The 19,427-nt window shown below is 26.9% G+C and carries 17 protein-coding genes; 3 read left to right on the top strand and 14 right to left on the bottom strand.

What is annotated here, in order from left to right:
• The first annotated feature begins 191 nt into the window (after positions 1–191).
• Together ilvB and ilvN are read left to right on the top strand one after the other, a co-directional pair.
• The gene (gene ilvB / locus NG901_RS11820) at positions 192–1,871 is read left to right on the top strand and encodes a biosynthetic-type acetolactate synthase large subunit (protein ID WP_252214820.1); all 1,680 of its coding nucleotides are present in this window, start codon (positions 192–194) and stop codon (positions 1,869–1,871) included.
• Positions 1,864–2,157: an acetolactate synthase small subunit gene (gene ilvN / locus NG901_RS11815; protein ID WP_003374451.1), complete on the top strand. Its 294-nt coding sequence runs from the start codon at positions 1,864–1,866 to the stop codon at positions 2,155–2,157. Before ilvB ends, ilvN begins: the two co-directional genes overlap by 8 nt.
• A gap of 206 nt (positions 2,158–2,363) precedes the next feature.
• On the opposite strand, the gene NG901_RS11810 is transcribed toward ilvN, so the two are convergent.
• The 3 genes from NG901_RS11810 to NG901_RS11800 are packed head-to-tail and all read right to left on the bottom strand — an operon-like array spanning position 2,364 to position 6,869.
• Positions 2,364–3,332: a Gfo/Idh/MocA family protein gene (locus NG901_RS11810; RefSeq protein ID WP_252214817.1), complete on the bottom strand. Its 969-nt coding sequence runs from the start codon at positions 3,330–3,332 to the stop codon at positions 2,364–2,366.
• A gap of 28 nt (positions 3,333–3,360) precedes the next feature.
• Complete coding sequence (locus NG901_RS11805; RefSeq protein WP_252214815.1) at positions 3,361–5,142, bottom strand: ABC transporter ATP-binding protein; 1,782 nt, start codon at positions 5,140–5,142, stop codon at positions 3,361–3,363.
• Positions 5,142–6,869, bottom strand: coding sequence for an ABC transporter ATP-binding protein (locus NG901_RS11800; protein ID WP_252214806.1), 1,728 nt, complete (start codon positions 6,867–6,869; stop codon positions 5,142–5,144). Before NG901_RS11800 ends, NG901_RS11805 begins: the two co-directional genes overlap by 1 nt.
• A 372-nt stretch (positions 6,870–7,241) precedes the next feature.
• Between NG901_RS11800 and NG901_RS11795 the strand changes: the two genes are divergently transcribed.
• Positions 7,242–8,069, top strand: a complete 828-nt coding sequence (locus tag NG901_RS11795) for a MerR family transcriptional regulator (protein ID WP_252214803.1) — start codon at positions 7,242–7,244, stop codon at positions 8,067–8,069.
• A 190-nt stretch (positions 8,070–8,259) separates the two neighbouring features.
• Here the strand turns inward: NG901_RS11795 and bioD are convergent, their stop codons facing one another.
• The 11 genes from bioD to NG901_RS11740 form a co-directional block, all read right to left on the bottom strand.
• Positions 8,260–8,943, bottom strand: coding sequence for a dethiobiotin synthase (gene bioD, locus NG901_RS11790; RefSeq protein ID WP_252214800.1), 684 nt, complete (start codon positions 8,941–8,943; stop codon positions 8,260–8,262).
• A 2-nt stretch (positions 8,944–8,945) separates the two neighbouring features.
• Positions 8,946–9,902 carry a biotin synthase BioB gene (gene bioB / locus NG901_RS11785; protein WP_252214797.1) on the bottom strand — a complete coding sequence of 319 codons (957 nt, stop codon included), beginning with the start codon at positions 9,900–9,902 and terminating at the stop codon, positions 8,946–8,948.
• Positions 9,886–10,455, bottom strand: a complete 570-nt coding sequence (locus NG901_RS11780; protein ID WP_252214794.1) for a biotin transporter BioY — start codon at positions 10,453–10,455, stop codon at positions 9,886–9,888. The genes bioB and NG901_RS11780 overlap by 17 nt, the downstream gene beginning before the upstream one ends.
• 281 nt (positions 10,456–10,736) lie before the next feature.
• Positions 10,737–11,411 carry a copper homeostasis protein CutC gene (locus NG901_RS11775; protein ID WP_252214792.1) on the bottom strand — a complete coding sequence of 225 codons (675 nt, stop codon included), beginning with the start codon at positions 11,409–11,411 and terminating at the stop codon, positions 10,737–10,739.
• A gap of 83 nt (positions 11,412–11,494) precedes the next feature.
• Positions 11,495–12,922 carry an N-acetylglucosamine-specific PTS transporter subunit IIBC gene (nagE, locus tag NG901_RS11770; protein WP_252214790.1) on the bottom strand — a complete coding sequence of 476 codons (1,428 nt, stop codon included), beginning with the start codon at positions 12,920–12,922 and terminating at the stop codon, positions 11,495–11,497.
• A 135-nt stretch (positions 12,923–13,057) separates the two neighbouring features.
• A complete protein-coding gene (gene nagB, locus NG901_RS11765) occupies positions 13,058–13,807 on the bottom strand; it encodes a glucosamine-6-phosphate deaminase (RefSeq protein ID WP_252214788.1) in 750 nt (249 codons plus the stop codon).
• 15 nt (positions 13,808–13,822) lie between these two features.
• The gene (gene nagA / locus NG901_RS11760) at positions 13,823–14,959 is read right to left on the bottom strand and encodes an N-acetylglucosamine-6-phosphate deacetylase (RefSeq protein ID WP_252214786.1); all 1,137 of its coding nucleotides are present in this window, start codon (positions 14,957–14,959) and stop codon (positions 13,823–13,825) included.
• 25 nt (positions 14,960–14,984) lie between these two features.
• Positions 14,985–15,722 (bottom strand): GntR family transcriptional regulator, encoded by a 738-nt coding sequence (locus NG901_RS11755; protein ID WP_252214785.1) that lies wholly within the window; start codon positions 15,720–15,722, stop codon positions 14,985–14,987.
• Between the two features lie 189 nt (positions 15,723–15,911).
• The gene (locus NG901_RS11750; RefSeq protein WP_252214783.1) at positions 15,912–17,150 is read right to left on the bottom strand and encodes a L,D-transpeptidase family protein; all 1,239 of its coding nucleotides are present in this window, start codon (positions 17,148–17,150) and stop codon (positions 15,912–15,914) included.
• Between the two features lie 367 nt (positions 17,151–17,517).
• Positions 17,518–18,351 carry a deoxyribonuclease IV gene (locus tag NG901_RS11745; RefSeq protein ID WP_252214781.1) on the bottom strand — a complete coding sequence of 278 codons (834 nt, stop codon included), beginning with the start codon at positions 18,349–18,351 and terminating at the stop codon, positions 17,518–17,520.
• A 150-nt stretch (positions 18,352–18,501) separates the two neighbouring features.
• Positions 18,502–19,404 (bottom strand): 3'-5' exoribonuclease YhaM family protein, encoded by a 903-nt coding sequence (locus tag NG901_RS11740; protein ID WP_252214779.1) that lies wholly within the window; start codon positions 19,402–19,404, stop codon positions 18,502–18,504.
• Positions 19,405–19,427: the final 23 nt, after the last annotated feature.

The following is a 19,427-nucleotide window of genomic DNA, read 5'->3' as shown; positions in this document are numbered from 1 at the left end:
GCCTTTAAGTTTTTAGCCTAAACATTTAAACCAGTACCTACTGTTATAATGACAATATTATATAGAATATCTTATATTAAATAATACAAATTTCAGATGGTGTCTCGATGAGTTTCTCTTCGTCCTATTTTATTTGGATAAAGAGTTTTTTATATCTCTATAGGATAATTTTTCAAAGAGGAGTGATTTATATGAAATACAATTGTGCGGAAATAGTTGTTAAATTATTAGAAAATGAAGGAATAAAATATATTGCTGGCATTCCTGGTGGATTTAATCTTCCAATATATGATGCTTTATATAAAAGTAATATAACTCATATCTTAGCTAGGCATGAACAAGGTGCTGCTTTTATAGCTCAAGGTATTTCAAGAAGTACAGGTAAACCTGGTGTATGTTTTGCAACATCTGGTCCTGGTGCTACAAATTTGCTTACTGCTATTGCTGATGCTAAATTAGATTCTATTCCACTAATTGCAATAACTGGACAGGTACCTCTTTCCGCTATTGGTACAGATGCTTTTCAAGAAGTTGATGCCTATGGGCTAACTATTCCTATTACTAAGCATAATTTTTTAGTTAGAAATTCTAAAGACCTTTTTACTATCATACCAGAAGCTTTTAAAATATCAATGGAAGGGCGTCCCGGTCCTGTACTAATAGATATTCCAAAAAACATTCAAATTGAAATTATAGAAGTAGATGAAAACATCTTTAAACAAAATAAAGAAGGTGCTTCTATTAAAAAATCCCCCAAAAGTTATAAACTTGAATGTATTGCTGAATTAATTAATACAGCCAAAAAGCCTATTATTTATGCTGGAGGAGGTATCATTAGTGCTAATGCCTCTAATGATCTATATACATTAGCTAAAAAGAGTAATATTCCTGTCACATTAAGTTTAATGGGATTAGGTGCATTTCCAGTTAATGATGATTTAAACTTAGGAATGCTTGGAATGCATGGAGCTCCTTACACAAATTATCTACTTAACGAAGCAGATTTAATATTAGCATTCGGGGTTAGATTTGATGATAGAGCTACTGGAGATATAAATAAATTTTGTCCTAAAGCTACAATAATCCATATAGATATTGATCCTGCAGAAATTAATAAAGTTAAAATTAGCAGCTTATCGATGAATGAACATATTAAATATTTCCTAGAAGATATTTTACCTCTTGTTAATAAAAAAGAAAGAACATCGTGGATAGAACGAGTTAAGTGCTTTAAAAAAGATTATCCACTTCCTCAATTTGATAATCTTCTACATCCAACTAATATAATTTCTTTTGTTGGTAATAATGTTTCTGACGATACGATAATAGTTACTGATGTAGGTGAACATCAAATGTGGACAGCTCAAAGATATCCTTTTAAGTATCCTAGAACCTTCTTGACTTCTGGCGGCTTAGGAACAATGGGATTTGGACTTCCTACAGCAATTGGTGCTGCATTAGCAAATAAAGAAAGACAAATTATTTGCTTTTCTGGTGATGGATCAATTTTAATGAATATTCAAGAACTTTCAACACTTAAGGATCTAGATTTAAATATAAAAATAATAATATTAAATAATCATCATTTAGGATTAGTTCGCCAACAACAAGAATTATTTTATGATAAACACTTTATTGCATCAAAGTTTATATCAAATCCTGATTTTAAAATAATCGCTAATGGTTTTGGAATAAATAGTTGTAATTTGTCACAAGAAAATGATTCATTAGATAAATTAAAAGAAATATTATCAAAACCTGGTCCTTATTTAATTAATATACCAATTAATGAGACTGAAAATGTATTACCTATGGTTTATCCTGGTGATGCAAATATAAAAATGATTGGTGGTGAAAAATTATATGATTAATACTGATTTTTATCTCGTTGAATTGCTTGTAAGAAATCATCCTGGAGTGATGAGTCATATAACAGGACTGTTTGCTAGAAGAGCTTTTAATTTAGAAGGGATACTTTGTACCCAAATTGGAGATGGAAGTACAAGTAAAATGTTCTTACTTGTAAAAAACGACTTTGCATTAGAACAAATTATAAAACAATTAGAAAAACTTTATGATGTTCTTGAAGTATCGCTTCACCAAGATTATGATTATTCAATTTTTCAAAATCTAGATAAAGTATTAAAAATAAAGTAGTTATTTCTAATACTTTGGAAATATTATAACTATTTGATATTTTAGTAGAAAGTGGGGATGTACTAATTTAAAATTATAATTTAAAAAGTATATTTAAAAATTTCAAAATAAATTTATTTATTACCTCTCCCACTTTCCTCTTTTAATCTTTATTTCTATTTTTATATAAAAATTAAAATTTTATAATATTTCTAATCTATATATTATTATTCAAATGAATATTTTAATCCCCATTGATTTCTAACTTCATCCATTATATTCATAACGTCAATTGATAGATTTAATGTATTGCATTTACCCTTATTTAATATATATTTATTCATATCTTCAACTTCATATATCAATGCTTTATTACTCTCTCCTGCTTCTATAATCTCAACCTCTCCATCTGGATAAGTTATTGTTGCTTTATCTCCTCTTGGGAAATTCTCAACAGTTATATAACCCTTTTCACAAGCTACAACACCTCTTTTAGGTTGTTTTGCTCTCATTGTTAATGAAATTACAGCCATTTCATCATTTGAATTTTTAAGTATTATTCCAGATTGTTCATCTACTCCAGTTTCAAATTTTTTAGCTGTTGTTAAAATTTCATTTGGCTGACTTGAAAGAAAATATCTAGTAAATGATAATGCATACGTTCCAATATCTAATAAAGCCCCACCTGCTAAGTCTGGACTAAAAAATCTGTTATTAATGTCATATTCTTTTAAACTTCCAAAAGAAACTTGAATCATCTTTACTTTTCCTAATTTTTCACTGCTTATAAGTCCACTTAACTTTTTATATAATGGCATATGATATATAGTCATAGCTTCAGCAACAATTAGATTTTTTTTATTTGCTAAATCAGCTATTTCTTTTAATTGCTCACCATTAACTGTTATTGCCTTTTCACAAAATACATTTTTATTATTCTTAAGACTTTTTATTATATATTCATAATGATTACAATGTGGTGTAGATATATAAACCACATCAATATTTTCATCATTTAACATCTCTTCATAGTTTCCATATATCTTCTTAACATTATACTTACATGCAAATTCCTTTGCCTTTTCTATATTTCTTGATCCTACACCATAAATACTTCCATTCACCTCTTCTATAGCCTGTGCAAAATCATTTGCTATGGTTCCTGGTCCTAATATAGCCCAATTTATATTTTTCATAATTTCACCTCTAATTTACATTATATATTTAAATTGTATCTTTATTAGAAAATTGGCTATTATATAATTTCTCATAAAATCCACCTTTTTTCATTAATTCCTCATGGTTTCCTTGTTCAATAATATTACCATCATTTATTACTAAAATTAAATCTGCATTACGAATGGTTGAAAGTCTGTGTGCAATAACAAAACTTGTTCTACCCTTCATTATATTTCTCATTGCTTTTTGAAGCATTAACTCAATTCTTGTGTCTACTGAACTAGTAGCCTCATCTAATATTAAGATTGCCGGATCAGATATTATTGCTCTAGCTATAGTTAACAGCTGCTTTTCTCCTTGAGATATATTAGACCCCTCTTCATTAATAAACATATCATAACCATCTGGTAAAGTTTTAATAAAGTGATGTACATTGGCTATCTTAGCAGCTTCTATAATTTCATCTTTAGTTGCCTCAAATCTACCATACTCTATATTTTCATAAATACTTCCGTTAAATAACCAAGTATCTTGAAGAACCATTCCAAAAATAGATCTTAAGTCCTCACGTTTCATATCTCTAGTATCTACACCATCTATTTTTATAGATCCGCCTTGAATTTCATAAAATCTCATTAATAAATTAATTAATGTAGTTTTTCCAGCTCCTGTTGGACCTACTATAGCAACCATTTGGCCACTTTTTATTTCTGCATTTAAGTCAGTAATTAAAGGTTTATCATCAAAGTATCCAAACTTAACATGTTCAAAAGAAACATTTCCTTTAGGATCACTTATCTTTTTGAAATTTTTCTTATCAGGAATTTGCTCTTCTTCATCTAATATTTCAAATACACGCTCTATAGCTGCAAATGCTGCTTGAATTGCAGAAGATAATTGTGTTACTTGTGAAAGTGGTTGATTTATTTGCCATATATAACGTATAAATGCTTGTAGATTACCTACAGTTAATGTTCCAGCTACAGAATAAAATGCTCCTAAAACTCCTATGACAGCAATTCCAAGGTAAGTTATTAATGAAATAAACGGAGACATAGTACTTGATATAAATTGCGCCTTAAATCCTGTTTTATAAAGTTCTTCATTTATATCTGAAAATTCTTTAATAGCATCTTCTTGTTTTCCATATAACTTTATTTCGTTAAATCCAGTATACATTTCTTGAACATTACCATTTAATTTTCCTAATGCATTTTGTTGATGATAAAATAGTTGTTGCGATTTTGATACTACTATCTTTGAAACTAAATAACTTGCAGGAATAATTAATATTGCAAGTAATGCTAATTTAATATTAATTGTAAACATCATTATCACTGCTAATGTTAATGATAATATAGCATTAATTACTTGACTAAAACTTTGTTGAAGAGCATTAGATATTGTATCTATATCATTAGTAATTCTACTTAATACATCCCCTTGACTATTTTTATCAAAATAGCTTATTGGTAATTTTCTTATTTTATTTTGAACTGCATTTCTTAAATCTCTCATTGTATTTTGTATAGAATTAGTTAATAAAAAGCTAGCTGCATAAGTTGATAAAGCACTAAATACATAAACTATTCCTAATATTATAAGTACCTTTATAATATAACTAAAATTTACTGCTGCACCGTCAATTCCTTTAACTATATTAATTGAATCACTTGTAAGTTGTGTTATTATAAGCCCTTCTACAACAGGAGCAATAGCTGTAAATACTGCAGCTATTATTATTAATAAAATTGCTCCTATAAATGATTTTTTATATTGTTTTACAAAAGGGAATATCTTATTTACTGTATATTTAAATTTTTTCATTATGCTAATTCCTCCTTTGTAAGCTGAGATGAGGCAATTTCATTATATATATTGCAATTACTCAACAGTTCTTTGTGTTTACCCATTCCAACAATTTTTCCCTCATTTAAAACTATAATTTTATCTGCATCCATTATTGAACTTACTCTCTGTGCTACTATTAAAACTACTGATTCTTTTGTTTCTTCTTTTAATTTTTCTCTAAGTAATGAATCTGTTTTAAAATCTAACGCTGAAAAACTGTCATCAAAAACATATATTTCTGGTTTTCTAACTATAGCTCTTGCTATAGACAATCTTTGTTTTTGTCCACCAGATACATTTGCTCCACCTTCAGTTATCATTTCATCAAACATCTTAGGTTTATGTGAAATAAAATCATAAGCTTGTGATACTTTAGCTGAATATTCAACTTCACCGGTACTTGCATTTTTCTTACCAAATTTAATATTATTAGATATACTGCCTGTAAATAATAATGTTTTTTGTGGTATAAATCCAATCTTTTTACGAAGATAATTCAAATCATAATCTCTAACATCAATACCATCTATCTTTATATTACCTTCCGTAACATCATAAAATCTTGGAATCAAATTAATTAAAGTAGATTTTCCACTACCAGTACTCCCTATAAAAGCTACTGTTTCACCTTTTTTAGCACTAAAAGATATATCCTTTAATACGGCTTCTTCTCCACCTGGATAAGTAAATGTAACATCATTAAATTCTATTAGGCCTCTAATTTCTGTACTCTTAATACCATTTTTAGGATTTTCTATTATTGGCTCTTCTTTTAGTATTTCTTCAATTCTATTTGCAGATACTTGTGCCTTTGGATACATAATAAATATCATTGAAAATAACATCATTGAAAACATAGCATGAAATAAATATTCTATAAATGCTACTAGTTGTCCGACTTGAAGTGTTCCTATATTTATCATATTACTTGATAACCAAAAGATAGTGATTATAGCTACATTAAGTAATAAGAAAAATGCCGGTTGCGATACAGCCATTAGCTTGAATAAATTTTTTGATATTTTAGCATATTCATTATTAGTTTCATAAAATCTTTCTCTCTCATGATCATCATTTCCAAAGGCTCTAATAACTCTTATACCAGTTAAATTTTCTCTAGATATTCTATTTAACTTGTCTAATTTATTTTGTTGCTTTTCTGATATAGGATGAGATAATTTTGCAATTATAACAACTCCAACTATTATAAATGGTAATGATATTAATAATACTGATGATAGTTTTAAATTAGTCTTTAATATCATCACCAAACTTACTCCAAACATAACAGGAGTAAGTAACGCCATTCTAAGCAATGTATTAGTAAATTGCATAACTTGATACGCATCATTTGTAGTTCTTGTAATCATGGAAGAAACCCCAAATTTATTGTACTCACTATGTGAAAATCCCTGTACTTTTTTAAATATGTCATTTCTCATATCTCTAGTTATACTTGTAGATATCTTTGCTGAGCAGTATCCAAGCATTATTGTTCCTATCACTCCTAAAATAGAAATTAAAACAATAACTAATCCCATATTTTTTATGTACTGTACATCACTATTAGTTATTCCATTATCAATAATTTTAGCCATAACAGTTGGAATTCCTAATTCAACTAAAGCAAATCCAAAAACGGATATTACATTTAAAATTATTAGAAATTTATAATTTTTTAAATATTTTAAAATTAATTTCATTATATAATTTTCTCCCATCTATTTTTATTGATTATAGTGTTTCAAAAATATTAAAACTATTATTGCATCTTAAATTATTCTTAATTAGTTTGTACTAACTCTTCCTTATATTTAATTAAACATTTATATTGTTAGTTAGTTTTATTTTAATTTATTTATACTAAAATATGAGAACTATTTTAAAATATCATTAACTTTAATATATAATATTTGAGTTCAAGTTATTAATATTAATTTTACAACTACTATATTATTTTATATATTTCTTAATTTTACCATATAAAATTTACATTATTGAAAAATCTTTATAGAAATATTATTATATAATAATAAAGTATACAGTAACCGTATAGTCAATAGGAGAATTAAAAAATGAGTGAAAAATTAAAAAAATATTTTAACACTGGAGAATTTGCAAAACTATGTAATATTAAAAAGCAAACCCTTTTTCACTATGATGATATAGGCATTTTTTCGCCTGAGATAAAAGATAAAAATGGCTATAGATATTATTCACATCATCAATTTGAAATCTTTAATGTTATTATGATTTTAAAAGGAATTAATATGCCATTAAAAGATATTAAATCTTATCTTGATAATAGAACACCTGATTCATTAATAAATCTATTTAAAAATAAAATGTTAGAAATAGATAATGAAATTGAAAATTTAAATAGAATAAAAAAACTTATGCAAACTAAAATTGATGTGACACAAAAAGCATGTGAAATTAACCCATTAAAGATAAGCTTAGAATTTAAAGAAGAGGAGCATTTAATTATTAGTAAATCTATAGAGAACGTAAGTTGTAAAGAATACTTAAGATCAGTATCCGAACATATGAAATATTGTACTTCTAATAAATTGAATACTAGTTATTCCCTTGGTGCTATGATTAATAGTAAAAATATATTACAAGGAGTAAAAGAAAACTATTCTTATCTTTATACAAAAATAGACTTACAGACAAATTGCCCTTCATCTTTTATTAAACCAAAAGGAATATATGCAGTAGCATATCATAAAGGTAATTATGAAAACATTGATTCTACATATAAGAAAATACTATCATTCTTAGATAGATTTAATCTTAATATTGGTGGTTATGCTTATGAAGAATTTATTTTAGATGAGGCCTCTGTAAAAGGCTATAATAATTATTTAACCGAAATTTCAGTTGAAGTTAATACTAAATAGAGCTCTAAGTTATATCAAAGTATTGATATATGAATAATCAAAGCTGGCGAAAATTCTAAAAGCCAACTACAATGCCACTTAGCCTATTGCATATATCAATACATATTTAAAACAGAATCAAAACTTTAATCTATATATAATTATTGATTTGTATAAATAAGCATGATTCTATAATATACTTAATTTAACTCTATATACATCCATAAAAATTTTTAATATCTTTCAAAGAAATATCTATATCATTTGAAGAATTCTTACACGTATAAATGGGTAACTTAGTCATTTCTTCTAGAATTCTTTTATTTTCTATGTGAATAATATTAGATTTATCATAATTATTTAATATTATTGAATTTACAGTAAGATTATGTTTTTTTATATATTCCAAGGTCAAAATAGTGCCATTTATACTACCTAAACCTGAAGCCGATACTAATATAATAGGAATTTTAAATTTTTTTATAATATCTGTTAACATTATTTTCTTTTTACCATCATAAATCGGACAAACTATTCCCCCACTACCTTCCACTGTAATATAATCAACCTTATTACATTTACAATTAAAATCATAAATTATTTTGTTCATGCTAATTTCTACATTATTAAGTTTAGCTGCCAAATGTGGAGATACAGCTTGTTCAAAAATATAACTTACACATTCATTAGGATTACCCTTAATATTTGCTACATCATAAACATACTTAGCATCTCCAGCTATAATATTGTTGTTTATAATTTCTGCACCGCTAAGTGCCGCCTTATAATAACCACAATTAATTTTTGCTTCTCTTAATTTTTTTATAATTAAAGCAGCTATATAAGTCTTTCCTATATCAGTGTTAGTAGCTGTTATGAAAACTCCTTTTGCCATAGCTATACCTGAAATCCTAACTCTTTTATGATTTTTATATCATCAGAAGTTTTTATTCCACATGTTGTTAACATATCTCCTGAAATTGCCGCATTCACTCCACATTTCATAAGTCTTTCCCCCTTATCGTTAAGCAACGCTCTACCTCCTGCAATACGAATTTGCCTTGTTGGCAGAATAAATCTAAATAATGCAAATGTTTTAATTATTTCATCATAAGATAAAATCTCTTGATTTTCTAGAGCTGTTCCCCTTATTGGATTTAAAATGTTAATCGGAATACTACTTACATCAAGTTCTTTTAATGTAAATGCCATATCAATCCTATCTTCCATAGTTTCTCCAAGGCCTATAATCCCACCACTACAAACTTCAAGACCAGCCTTTAATGCGTTTTTTATAGTAATTATTTTTTCTTCAAAAGTATGTGTAGTACAAATATTTTTAAAAAAACTTTTGGATGTCTCTATATTATTGTGATAGCGAATTACTCCAGATTCTTTTAACTTTAATAATTCCTCATAATTTAATAATCCATGAGATGCACAAATATTAATAGAACACTTTTCTTTTAACTTAACATATGTATCACATATTTTATTAATATTATTTTCACTTAATTTTTTTCCTGAAGTTACAACTGAAAAGCGGTGAACTCCACTATTATAATTAGATATTGCACTTTTTATTATTGATTCACTATCTAAAATATCATATTCCTCAATATTAGTTTTAAAATATGCAGATTGAGCACAATATTTACAGTTTTCTCCACACCTTCCGCTCTTTCCATTTATAATTGTGCATAAGTTAAAATTGTTTCCACATAATTTTTTTCTTATTTCATCTGCTGAATACGCTAATTCATATGTATTTTCTTCTGAAAGTATTAAAGCTTCTTCTTTAGAAATTAATTCTCCATTTAAAACTTTTTCTTTATATTTATTTACTATATTCAATGTACCTACCCCTTAAAATTGGATTTATCTTACTTGCTAATGTAGCTCCCATTATACATAATACAATATCACCTGGTATATCTAACGGAAAGCATGATAATATGATAATACTTAATGATGTTGGTGTTTTTAAATATAAATTTAAAATTATAAATTTATATAATATGCCAATAAAATAGGTTGTTAAAAAGCCTGTTAAAGCTGAAATTAAATATTTCTTAAAACTCTTTGCTTGTATCTTTTTTACTACACATCCAACTAAAAATGATGCTGCAATAAATCCTATCAAATATCCAAAGCTTGGCCTAAAAACATATTGAATTCCTCCTCCAGCTGCAAACACTGGAACTCCTAATAAACCTAACATTACATATGTTCCCACAGACGTTGCCCCTAACTTAGGTCCTAAAATCATTCCAGATAAAATAACAAAAAGAAATTGCAATGTAAAATAGTCCATAAACGGTACAGGAATTTGAATAAATGCTCCTGCTATAATTAATGTTGTAAATAATGCACAATAACTCATATTCCTAATTTTTGATTTTTTCATAACTATAATTCTCCTATTTTCATAAATATGTGAATAATTATAGTTGTATATCACTATATTGTCAACCTATCTTCTTTTTATAGTTTACAATATAAAATATTATTTAAATATTTTATAAATATCCATCAAGTAGCATAAAATAATAACGAAATATTCTATAATGAGTACTTTAAAATAATATGATATTTAAATAAGCCCATTTAAAAACCTTAATATATAAAAAGAACTAGAACAAATACTTTATTAGTTGTTCTAGTTCTTTTCAATAATATAACTTCAAATTATTTTTTTAAGATTTTTACTAAACATTTTAATTTTTCTTCACTAATCTCTTCAAATGGACTATTATTAATTCTTACAGAAGTTCCAAAATGAAAATCTGTAAATTCTGTATTTTCCTTAAGCATTTCTATATTATTAAAGTTTAATCCTCCACCTAAAAGTATATTAATATGCTCTGAATTTCCTATCATCTCTTTTATTATAGGTATATTATTCACTATATTACCATTTCCACCAGAAGTCAGTACATTCGTTATCTCTTTATATCTTTTAAGTATTTTTATACTTTCTATTGGATTTGTTTCATCTATAGCTTTATGAAATGTCACATCTATTCCATTACAATTTTTAAGAATTCTTCTAAGTTGCACTTCTGATATATTTTTATCTCTATCTAACATTCCGAGCACAACACCATTAGCACCTAATTTTTTTACTATATCAATATCCCTTAACATTATATCTACTTCTTCATCACTATAAATAAACCCCTTTGCGTGATGTCGTATCATTACATTTACAGGTATTTTAACATTTTTTATTACACTTTCTATAATTCCAAAGCTTGGAGTAAGTCCACCTTCTGTTAAAGCACTTACAAGTTCTATTCTATCAGCTCCACAATCTTCTATAATTTTTGCATCATTCACTGTCATTCCTATTATCTCTAACATTATATATCACCTCAAGTAATTTAAAGGAGTCGTGTATCTTACGACTCCTTATTATATATTTTAAATTATATTTTTAATTTTAATTAAACTCTCATTATGTTTTTAATTCCATCTGCAACAAATTCTACATTAGTTCCTACTATAACTTGAGCACTATTTTTATCTAATCTAACGACACCTCTAGCACCAATAGATTTTAATTTTTTCTCATCAATTAAACTTGAATCTTTTACTTCTAATCTTAAACGAGTTGCGCAATTATCAACTTTTAATATATTTTCTTTTCCACCTAAATATTCTATATATCTTCCATAAACGTTTTCATCAGATGTATTTAAATTTATATTTTCTGTAAATTCACCATCCTCTTCTTCTCTACCTGGAGTTGGTAAATTTAATTTCTTTATTAACACAAAGAATATTAAGAAATAAAGAATCCCTATTCCAAGTCCTATTGGTATTATTAATATTGGATTGGTTGCTAAATTAAAGTTTAATGCATAGTCAATGAATCCTGCTGAAAATGTAAATCCATGTAATACTCCCATAAAATCTACTATAAAACAAGATAAAGCAGTTAATAAAGCATGTGCCACTAATAAAACTGGTGATAAGAATATAAATAAGAATTCTAATGGTTCAGTAACACCTGTTAAGAAAGCTGTAAGCGCTAATGATACTAACATTCCTGATACTGCTTTTCTTTTTTCTTTTTTAGCTGCAAAGTAGATTGCAAGTCCTATTGCTGGCATACCAAACATCATTACTGGGAAAAATCCTGCCATAAAATGTCCTGCAGTAGGATCTCCTTGGAAAAATCTATTTAAATCTCCTGAAACACCATTATAATCTCCTAATTGGAACCAGAAAAATGAATTTAAAACATGATGAAGCCCCATAGGTATTAGTAAACGATTAAAGAAACCAAATAATGCTACACCAACTGCACCTAAAGCTGATATTCCAACCGATGCATTTCCTAATCCATTTTGAATTGATGGCCAAATCATTCCAAGAGGTATTGCTACTACAAATGCAATTAATCCTGACATGATTGGAACAAGCCTTCTTCCTCCAAAAAATGCTAAGAACTCTGGTAGCTTTACAGTTCTAAACTTATTATAGGATAATCCTCCTATAACTCCTGCAAGTATACCTCCCAAAAATGATATTTTTAAAGTTGCAGCAACTTCTGGTGCATAATTCATACTCCAATATTGCTTAGTTACATTAGTTAATGTTAAATAAGTAATAACTCCAGCTAATCCTGATGCACCATTTTGGTCATCAGATAATCCTACAGCAACACCCACTGCAAATAACAACGGTAAATTATCAAATAATGCACTTCCTGCTGAAGCAAAGAAAGGTAATATTGTTTTAAAAAATGGTATGAAACTTAACGCATTAATTACATCTGGTTGACCGATTCTAAGCATTAATCCACCAATTGGTAGACATGCTATTGGAAGCATAAGTGATTTCCCAATACGTTGTAAAAATTTAATCATAAGTTGTTCCTCCTTATAAAAATAAGTTTTATCTAAATATCTCCCAATAATTTTAGTATCATTATTAATTCTACTAATTACTCAGTTACCATATTGGAATTATATTTTTAGTACTATATTGTGCTAATAAATTTTTTAAACTATATTATAATCCACTGGATTTAACAAGTTTGCTGCTTCTTTATCTAATATAATCACCACATCATCATGAAATTGAAGTATTGAAGCTGGAACTTCTGGAGTCACTTTTCCATAAACAGTATCATATATAGCCTTTGCTTTATTTCCTCCAGTAGCTAAAAGCATAATTTTTTTACTTTCAAATATTGAGCCTATTCCCATTGTTATTGCCTTACTAGGTACCTCATCTAAACTATTAAAAAATCTTGCATTTGCAATTCTAGTAGATTCTTCTAATTCAACTACATAAGTTTTCTTTTCAAAACTTACTGTTGGTTCATTAAATCCTATATGAGCATTATTTCCTATGCCTAATACTTGTATATCTATTCCACCAGTATTCTTTATTAAATCATCATATTCTATACATTCTTTTTCAATATCAATAGCCATTCCATTAGGTATATGAATATTTTCTCTTTTAACATTTATATAATTGAATAAATTTTCATCCATAAAATAATGATAACTTTGATTATTATCTATAGGTAAATTTTGATATTCATCTAAATTAAATGTTTTTACCTCTGAAAAATCTATCATTTTATTTTCATACATTTCAATTAATTTTCTATACATTCCTATTGGAGTGCTTCCTGTTGCAAGACCTAATATTGAATTAGACTTTAAAGTTATTTGGCTCATTATTATTTGAGCTGCTTTTTCACTTAACTTATCATAATTTTCACAAACTAATATTTTCATAAACTTATCCCACCTCTAATTTAATTTATTAAAAATAATCCTTCCTTCCGATATGGAAAGATGGCAATTCATCTCATCATCAAAAATACATATATCTGCATCTTTTCCTATCTCCAAACTTCCTTTTTTATCATCTATACCTATAGATTTAGCTGGATTTAACGAAGCCATATTTATAACTTCATTAAGCTCCAAATTAGTATTTTCAAAGAAATTGTAAACTGCCTTATTTAAAGTTAAAATACTACCTGCTAAAGTTCCATTAATTAACCTAGCTGCACCACCTTTAACATATACGTCTTGTCCACCAAGGTCGTATTTACCATCTTTCATACATCCTGCTCTCATACTATCAGTTATAAGAATTACTTTTTCTTTTCCTTTATTATTTAATATAAATTGAAATAAATTCTTATCTACATGTATCTTATCTGCTATTATTTCACAATAAGTATTGCTCATAAGAGCAGCACCAACTACCCCTGGTTCTCTGTGATTTAACGGAGTCATAGCATTAAATAAATGAGTTATATTAGAAGCTCCTAAATTTACTGCTTCCATGGTTTGTTTGTATGAAGCATTACTATGGCAAATTGATAAAATAATCTTAGTATTTTCTTTAACTTTCTTTGTAAATTCATAATCATCATCTAGTTCAGGTGAATATGAAACTAATTTTATAACATCAGTGTAGTTTTTTATAAATTGAAAATTTGGTTTTAATATATATTTAGCATCTTGTGCTCCTTTATAAATTGGATTTATAAAAGGCCCTTCCATATGAGCTCCAATGACTTTTGCCCCAGCAGTACCATTTGCCATACATTCTTTTATTGTATTTAAAGAATTATAAATGTGTTCCTTACTCATCGTCATTGTTGTTGGTAAAAATGAAGTAACACCATTTTTACAAATTCCATTACTTATCGCTTCTATTGCTTCTATTGAATTATCCATGGTATCAAAATTACAACTACCATGTACATGTATATCTATAAGACCCGGCGTCACTATTTTTTGCTTTGCATCAATTAGTTCACAATTTTCTGGTATTTCATCACACATACTAATTATTTTTTTATCAAATAAAAGAACCTTATTTTCTAAAACTCCATTCTTAGTTACAATTATTCCGTTTATTATTGCTTTCATATTCAACCCTTCCTATCAAATTTTTTTAGTTTTCATGTAATACTATTTCATATTCATGCTTATCTGTTATGAATATTGAACTCGTATATTCCATTATTTCTTCTTTATCTGTATATACTAATCTATCTATTTTAAGTGCTAATGTATCACTCTCTTGATTTAATAAATTAGATGTAAATTCATCTATAATTATTGGACTTATTACTTGCTCTGCTCTCTTTGTTTTGTGATGATATCTTTCTCTATATAATGTATATAAAGAATTTTCTTTTATTAAATCCTCATTCAAATCTTCACACATATCTTTTAATATATAAACAATTTCTAATGCGAAAGGATCATCATCTATATATCTTATTCTTTCAATTTTATATATTAATGTGTCCTTATCTTTAACATTTAGTTTCTCTCTTATACTTTTATTTTGAAAGTCTAAGTGAAAATTTAATAATTTACTTTTTACTGTAAACCCTTTTTCATTCATTACTTCCGTAAATCCTTGTAACTTTTGGAATTTATGTTTTTTCTTTTTATAAGCAACAAACGTTCCTTTTCCTTGTTTCCTATCTAATAATCCTTCAGATACAAGATTTAATATTGCCTTGTTAACTGTCATTCTGCTAACATTTTGAATCTTACAAATTTCTCTTTCTGGCATTAAATAATTGCCTTCTTTTAATTCACCACTTTCTATCATCTCTCTAATTATCAAAGATAATTGAGTATGTAATGGTATGTTTAAATTTTTGTCTACTATTTTCAATCTTATCTCCCCCATCTTGGTATATTATATTGGTATATACCAATTGGTCTATACCAATATAATATACTATATCGTTTTCAATGTCAATTATTTTTTTTATAAAGATTATATTTTAATAGAATGTTTATATATGTAAACAAAAAAAAGCCTAATGTAGTTTTATTCTACATTAGACTTTTTATCCTATATTTAATAATAACAAATAATTGTAGTTTTAGGTGTTATATTATCATAAATAGATTTTGCTGTACTATACGGTAAGTTTATGCATCCATGTGAACCACCATTTTTATAAATTTCTCCACCAAATTCCGATCTCCAATTCGCATCATGAAGTCCTATTCCACCGTTAAACGGCATCCAGAAGCTTACTGGAGCAGCATATCCTGGACCTCTTAGTACTGTATCTTTTTGTTTATAATATAATTTATAAATTCCACTTGGTGTTGCATAACCTGCACTCATATTTCCTGTAACTATAGAACTGTCAGTAACCAAATATCCATTTTTATAAAACCATAAATGTTGATTAGTCATATCTATTTCAACAAAAGTATCTGATAAATTATCAAAATATCCCGCTACTGATGTTTGATAATATGATGGATAAGTAGTTAGAGTTTGTCCACTTTTTATAAGACTTATTAATCTTTTAGTTTCTTCATCTACATTAATTGCCCATCCATGGTTATTTCCAGAATATCCTCCACCAACTTTTATTGAAGTTCCTAATGAATTTCTATAAGAACTAGCTAGTTCTTCTACGAAACTTCTAACTTTAGATTCATTTAATACTATTGATAAATTAGAATCTATTGAAATCCAATCTATTATTTTATATTTATCTACAGCTTGTACCATTCCACCATAACTATAAGTTATATTAGTTGATAAATACTTGTTAATAGTATCTGCTGCATAAATTACCTCGGGTGAACTAGATGTATATTGTGGATGCTCATAACAGTCCAATGTTTCTAAATTCAATTCAATCTCTTGGTTCTTTATAGCCATAACTACATTAGTATATAATTTTTCTTTATTTAATTTACTTCCTATAACTTCCGATGTAATTATATAAGAATAATTTCTATATTCTAATTTTGAACTTTTGGGTTCAGTTACATTAGTTGGATTTAAACAAGATAATTTATCTATACATTGTCTCAATAATTGTTCATCGTAAGAAATTGATATTGGATCTGTAGAATTGAATTTTAAATTTATATCTTTTCCTTTAATTTCTTCAGTAGTTCCACCTCTTTTTATTAATTTTAATACATATTCATCACTTGATGTAGAACTTAAAGTTTTTGCATAAACATTTGTAGTATTAATAAATATTATACTTAATGCTAAAACCATACTCAAAAAAGTGGCTAAGCATTTACTTATGAACTTATTATAATTATTAATTTCTTTCTCCATAAAAATAATCCCCCTAAAATTTTTATATTAGATTAAACAAAGCTACAACTTATTTAAAAATTATAATTTTATATTTATTATTATACATTTTTTTCCATTTGTAAAGTGCTATGTTAATAGTTATTAAAAAAAAGTTAACATTATCACATTACATAAAATAATTCTTCTAAATAAAACTTCTTCTTTACATATTATATCCAATTATAACATATAAATATAAAAATCATCAATAATATACATTGTACATCTCTTATTTAAGATGCAATTATTATTAAATTATAATAAGCTATATATATTTGATTCAGATGAAATTTATCCTAGCTTAATAATAAAGAAAAAAGGATTCTTAATAGAACCCTTCTAAAAATTATTCTTTATATACACTTTTTAATAACTCTATTTCATTCTTATATCCATCAAGTTCATTCGGTGTCTCAAGGAAAAATGGTAAATTACATAATTGGGGATGATTAATAATATTTGTTACAGCTTTTAATCCTATATACCCATTTCCTATAGTTTCATGTCTATCTTTATGACTTTCAAATGGATTTTTACTGTCATTTAAATGAATTGCATATAATTTGTCTAATCCTATTATATTATCAAATTTATCTAAAACTTTATCTAAATCATTTACTATATCATATCCTGCATCATGAATATGACATGTATCAAGGCATACCCCTATATGTTCTTTTAATTCAACGCGTTTTATAATTTCAGCTATTTCTTCAAAATTTCTGCCTACTTCAGTTCCCTTTCCTGACATAGTTTCTAAAAGAACTTTAGTTGTTTGATCCTTTTTTAAAATAGAATTTAAAGCACTTGAAATATACTCTATACCAACTTCTGTTCCTTGCTTAACATGACTGCCTGGATGAAAATTATATAAATTATTAGGCAGATACTCCATTCTTTTTAAGTCATCTGCCATTATTTCTATTGCAAATTCTCTATTTCTTTCATCAGCTGAACATGCATTTAATGTATATGGTGCATGAGCTAATATCTTACAAAAATTATTTTCCTTTGCTAATTCTAAAAATTCTTTAACATCATTTTCATCTATATCTTTTGCCTTGCTTCCCCTTGGATTACGAGTAAAAAACTGAAATGTATTTGCTCCAATTTTTAAAGCATTTTCACCCATATTTTTAAAGCCCTTTGATGAAGATAAATGACATCCTATATTTAACATATTATATCCTCCATATTTAACTAGCAGTTTATTTATTATTTATTTTATTATATTATACTGCTAATAAATTATTATTGCTACATAATAATTATTCTCCCTTAGTGTATCATCTAAAGTTTCATTTATTATTTCATAAACTTTATTATATATCTATAAATAAAGCTTCGTCTCAATTCTTCTATCATATTCTGACCATGTTCCACTTTTAGTCTTATCTTTTAATTGATTAATTTTATTCATTGTAGCATCTATAGAATCAGCATAATTTACTATAAAGGATTCTTCCATCTTCATATCTCTAGGAGATCCATATTCAAGTTTACCATGATGTTGAGTAATGCATCCTTTTATTCTACTTATAAAATCATCACTATAAGAAAAAGAATTTTCACGAGCAGCCTGATCTATCATTTGAACACCAATTACAATATGTCCCTCCATCTCACCTTGTAGTGTATATCTAAAAGGACCCTCATAGTAAAGTTCATATATCTTTCCAATATCATGAAGTTTGGCAGAAAGTACTGCTATTTCAGGTCTTCTACAATCATATCTTTCGCATAGCATAGCAGTTAAATACATAACATTTAACGTATGCTCAGCAAGTCCCCCTATGTAATTATGATGCATAGATACACCGCCAATTCCACGTTTAAACTTATTTAAGAACTTTTCATCTTTAAAAAAATAATCATTTAATGCTTTTCCTTCTCTAGATATTATATATTTATTTGTGTATTCTTCAATTTCATTCATTATATCTTCAATTGGTCTCTTCACTGTTGGAAGATAGTCTTCTAAATTGTACTCTGAAATAAATTCATATTTTCTAATATCTAAATTTACGCCCTTTGTTCCATGTACTTTTAGCACCATACCTTCCTTAATATCTTGTTTTTTACTAGCTATATTTGATTTGCTTTCTCCTGTCTTATCTGCAAGTATACATACTGTCTTATTAGGATCTTTAAAAATTATCCTCATAACCATTAAATTTATTTCTATAGTTTCTTCATCTTTTAAATCGCATAAAAACTTATCTTTATCACTCATAAAATCCTCCATTTTAAATTTAT

The organism is Clostridium sp. CMCC3677, assembly GCF_023845585.1.
Classification (GTDB): domain Bacteria; phylum Bacillota; class Clostridia; order Clostridiales; family Clostridiaceae; genus Clostridium; species Clostridium aquiflavi.
Note: the sequence above shows the minus strand (reverse complement) of the source record. Positions and strands in the feature narration are given on the sequence as shown.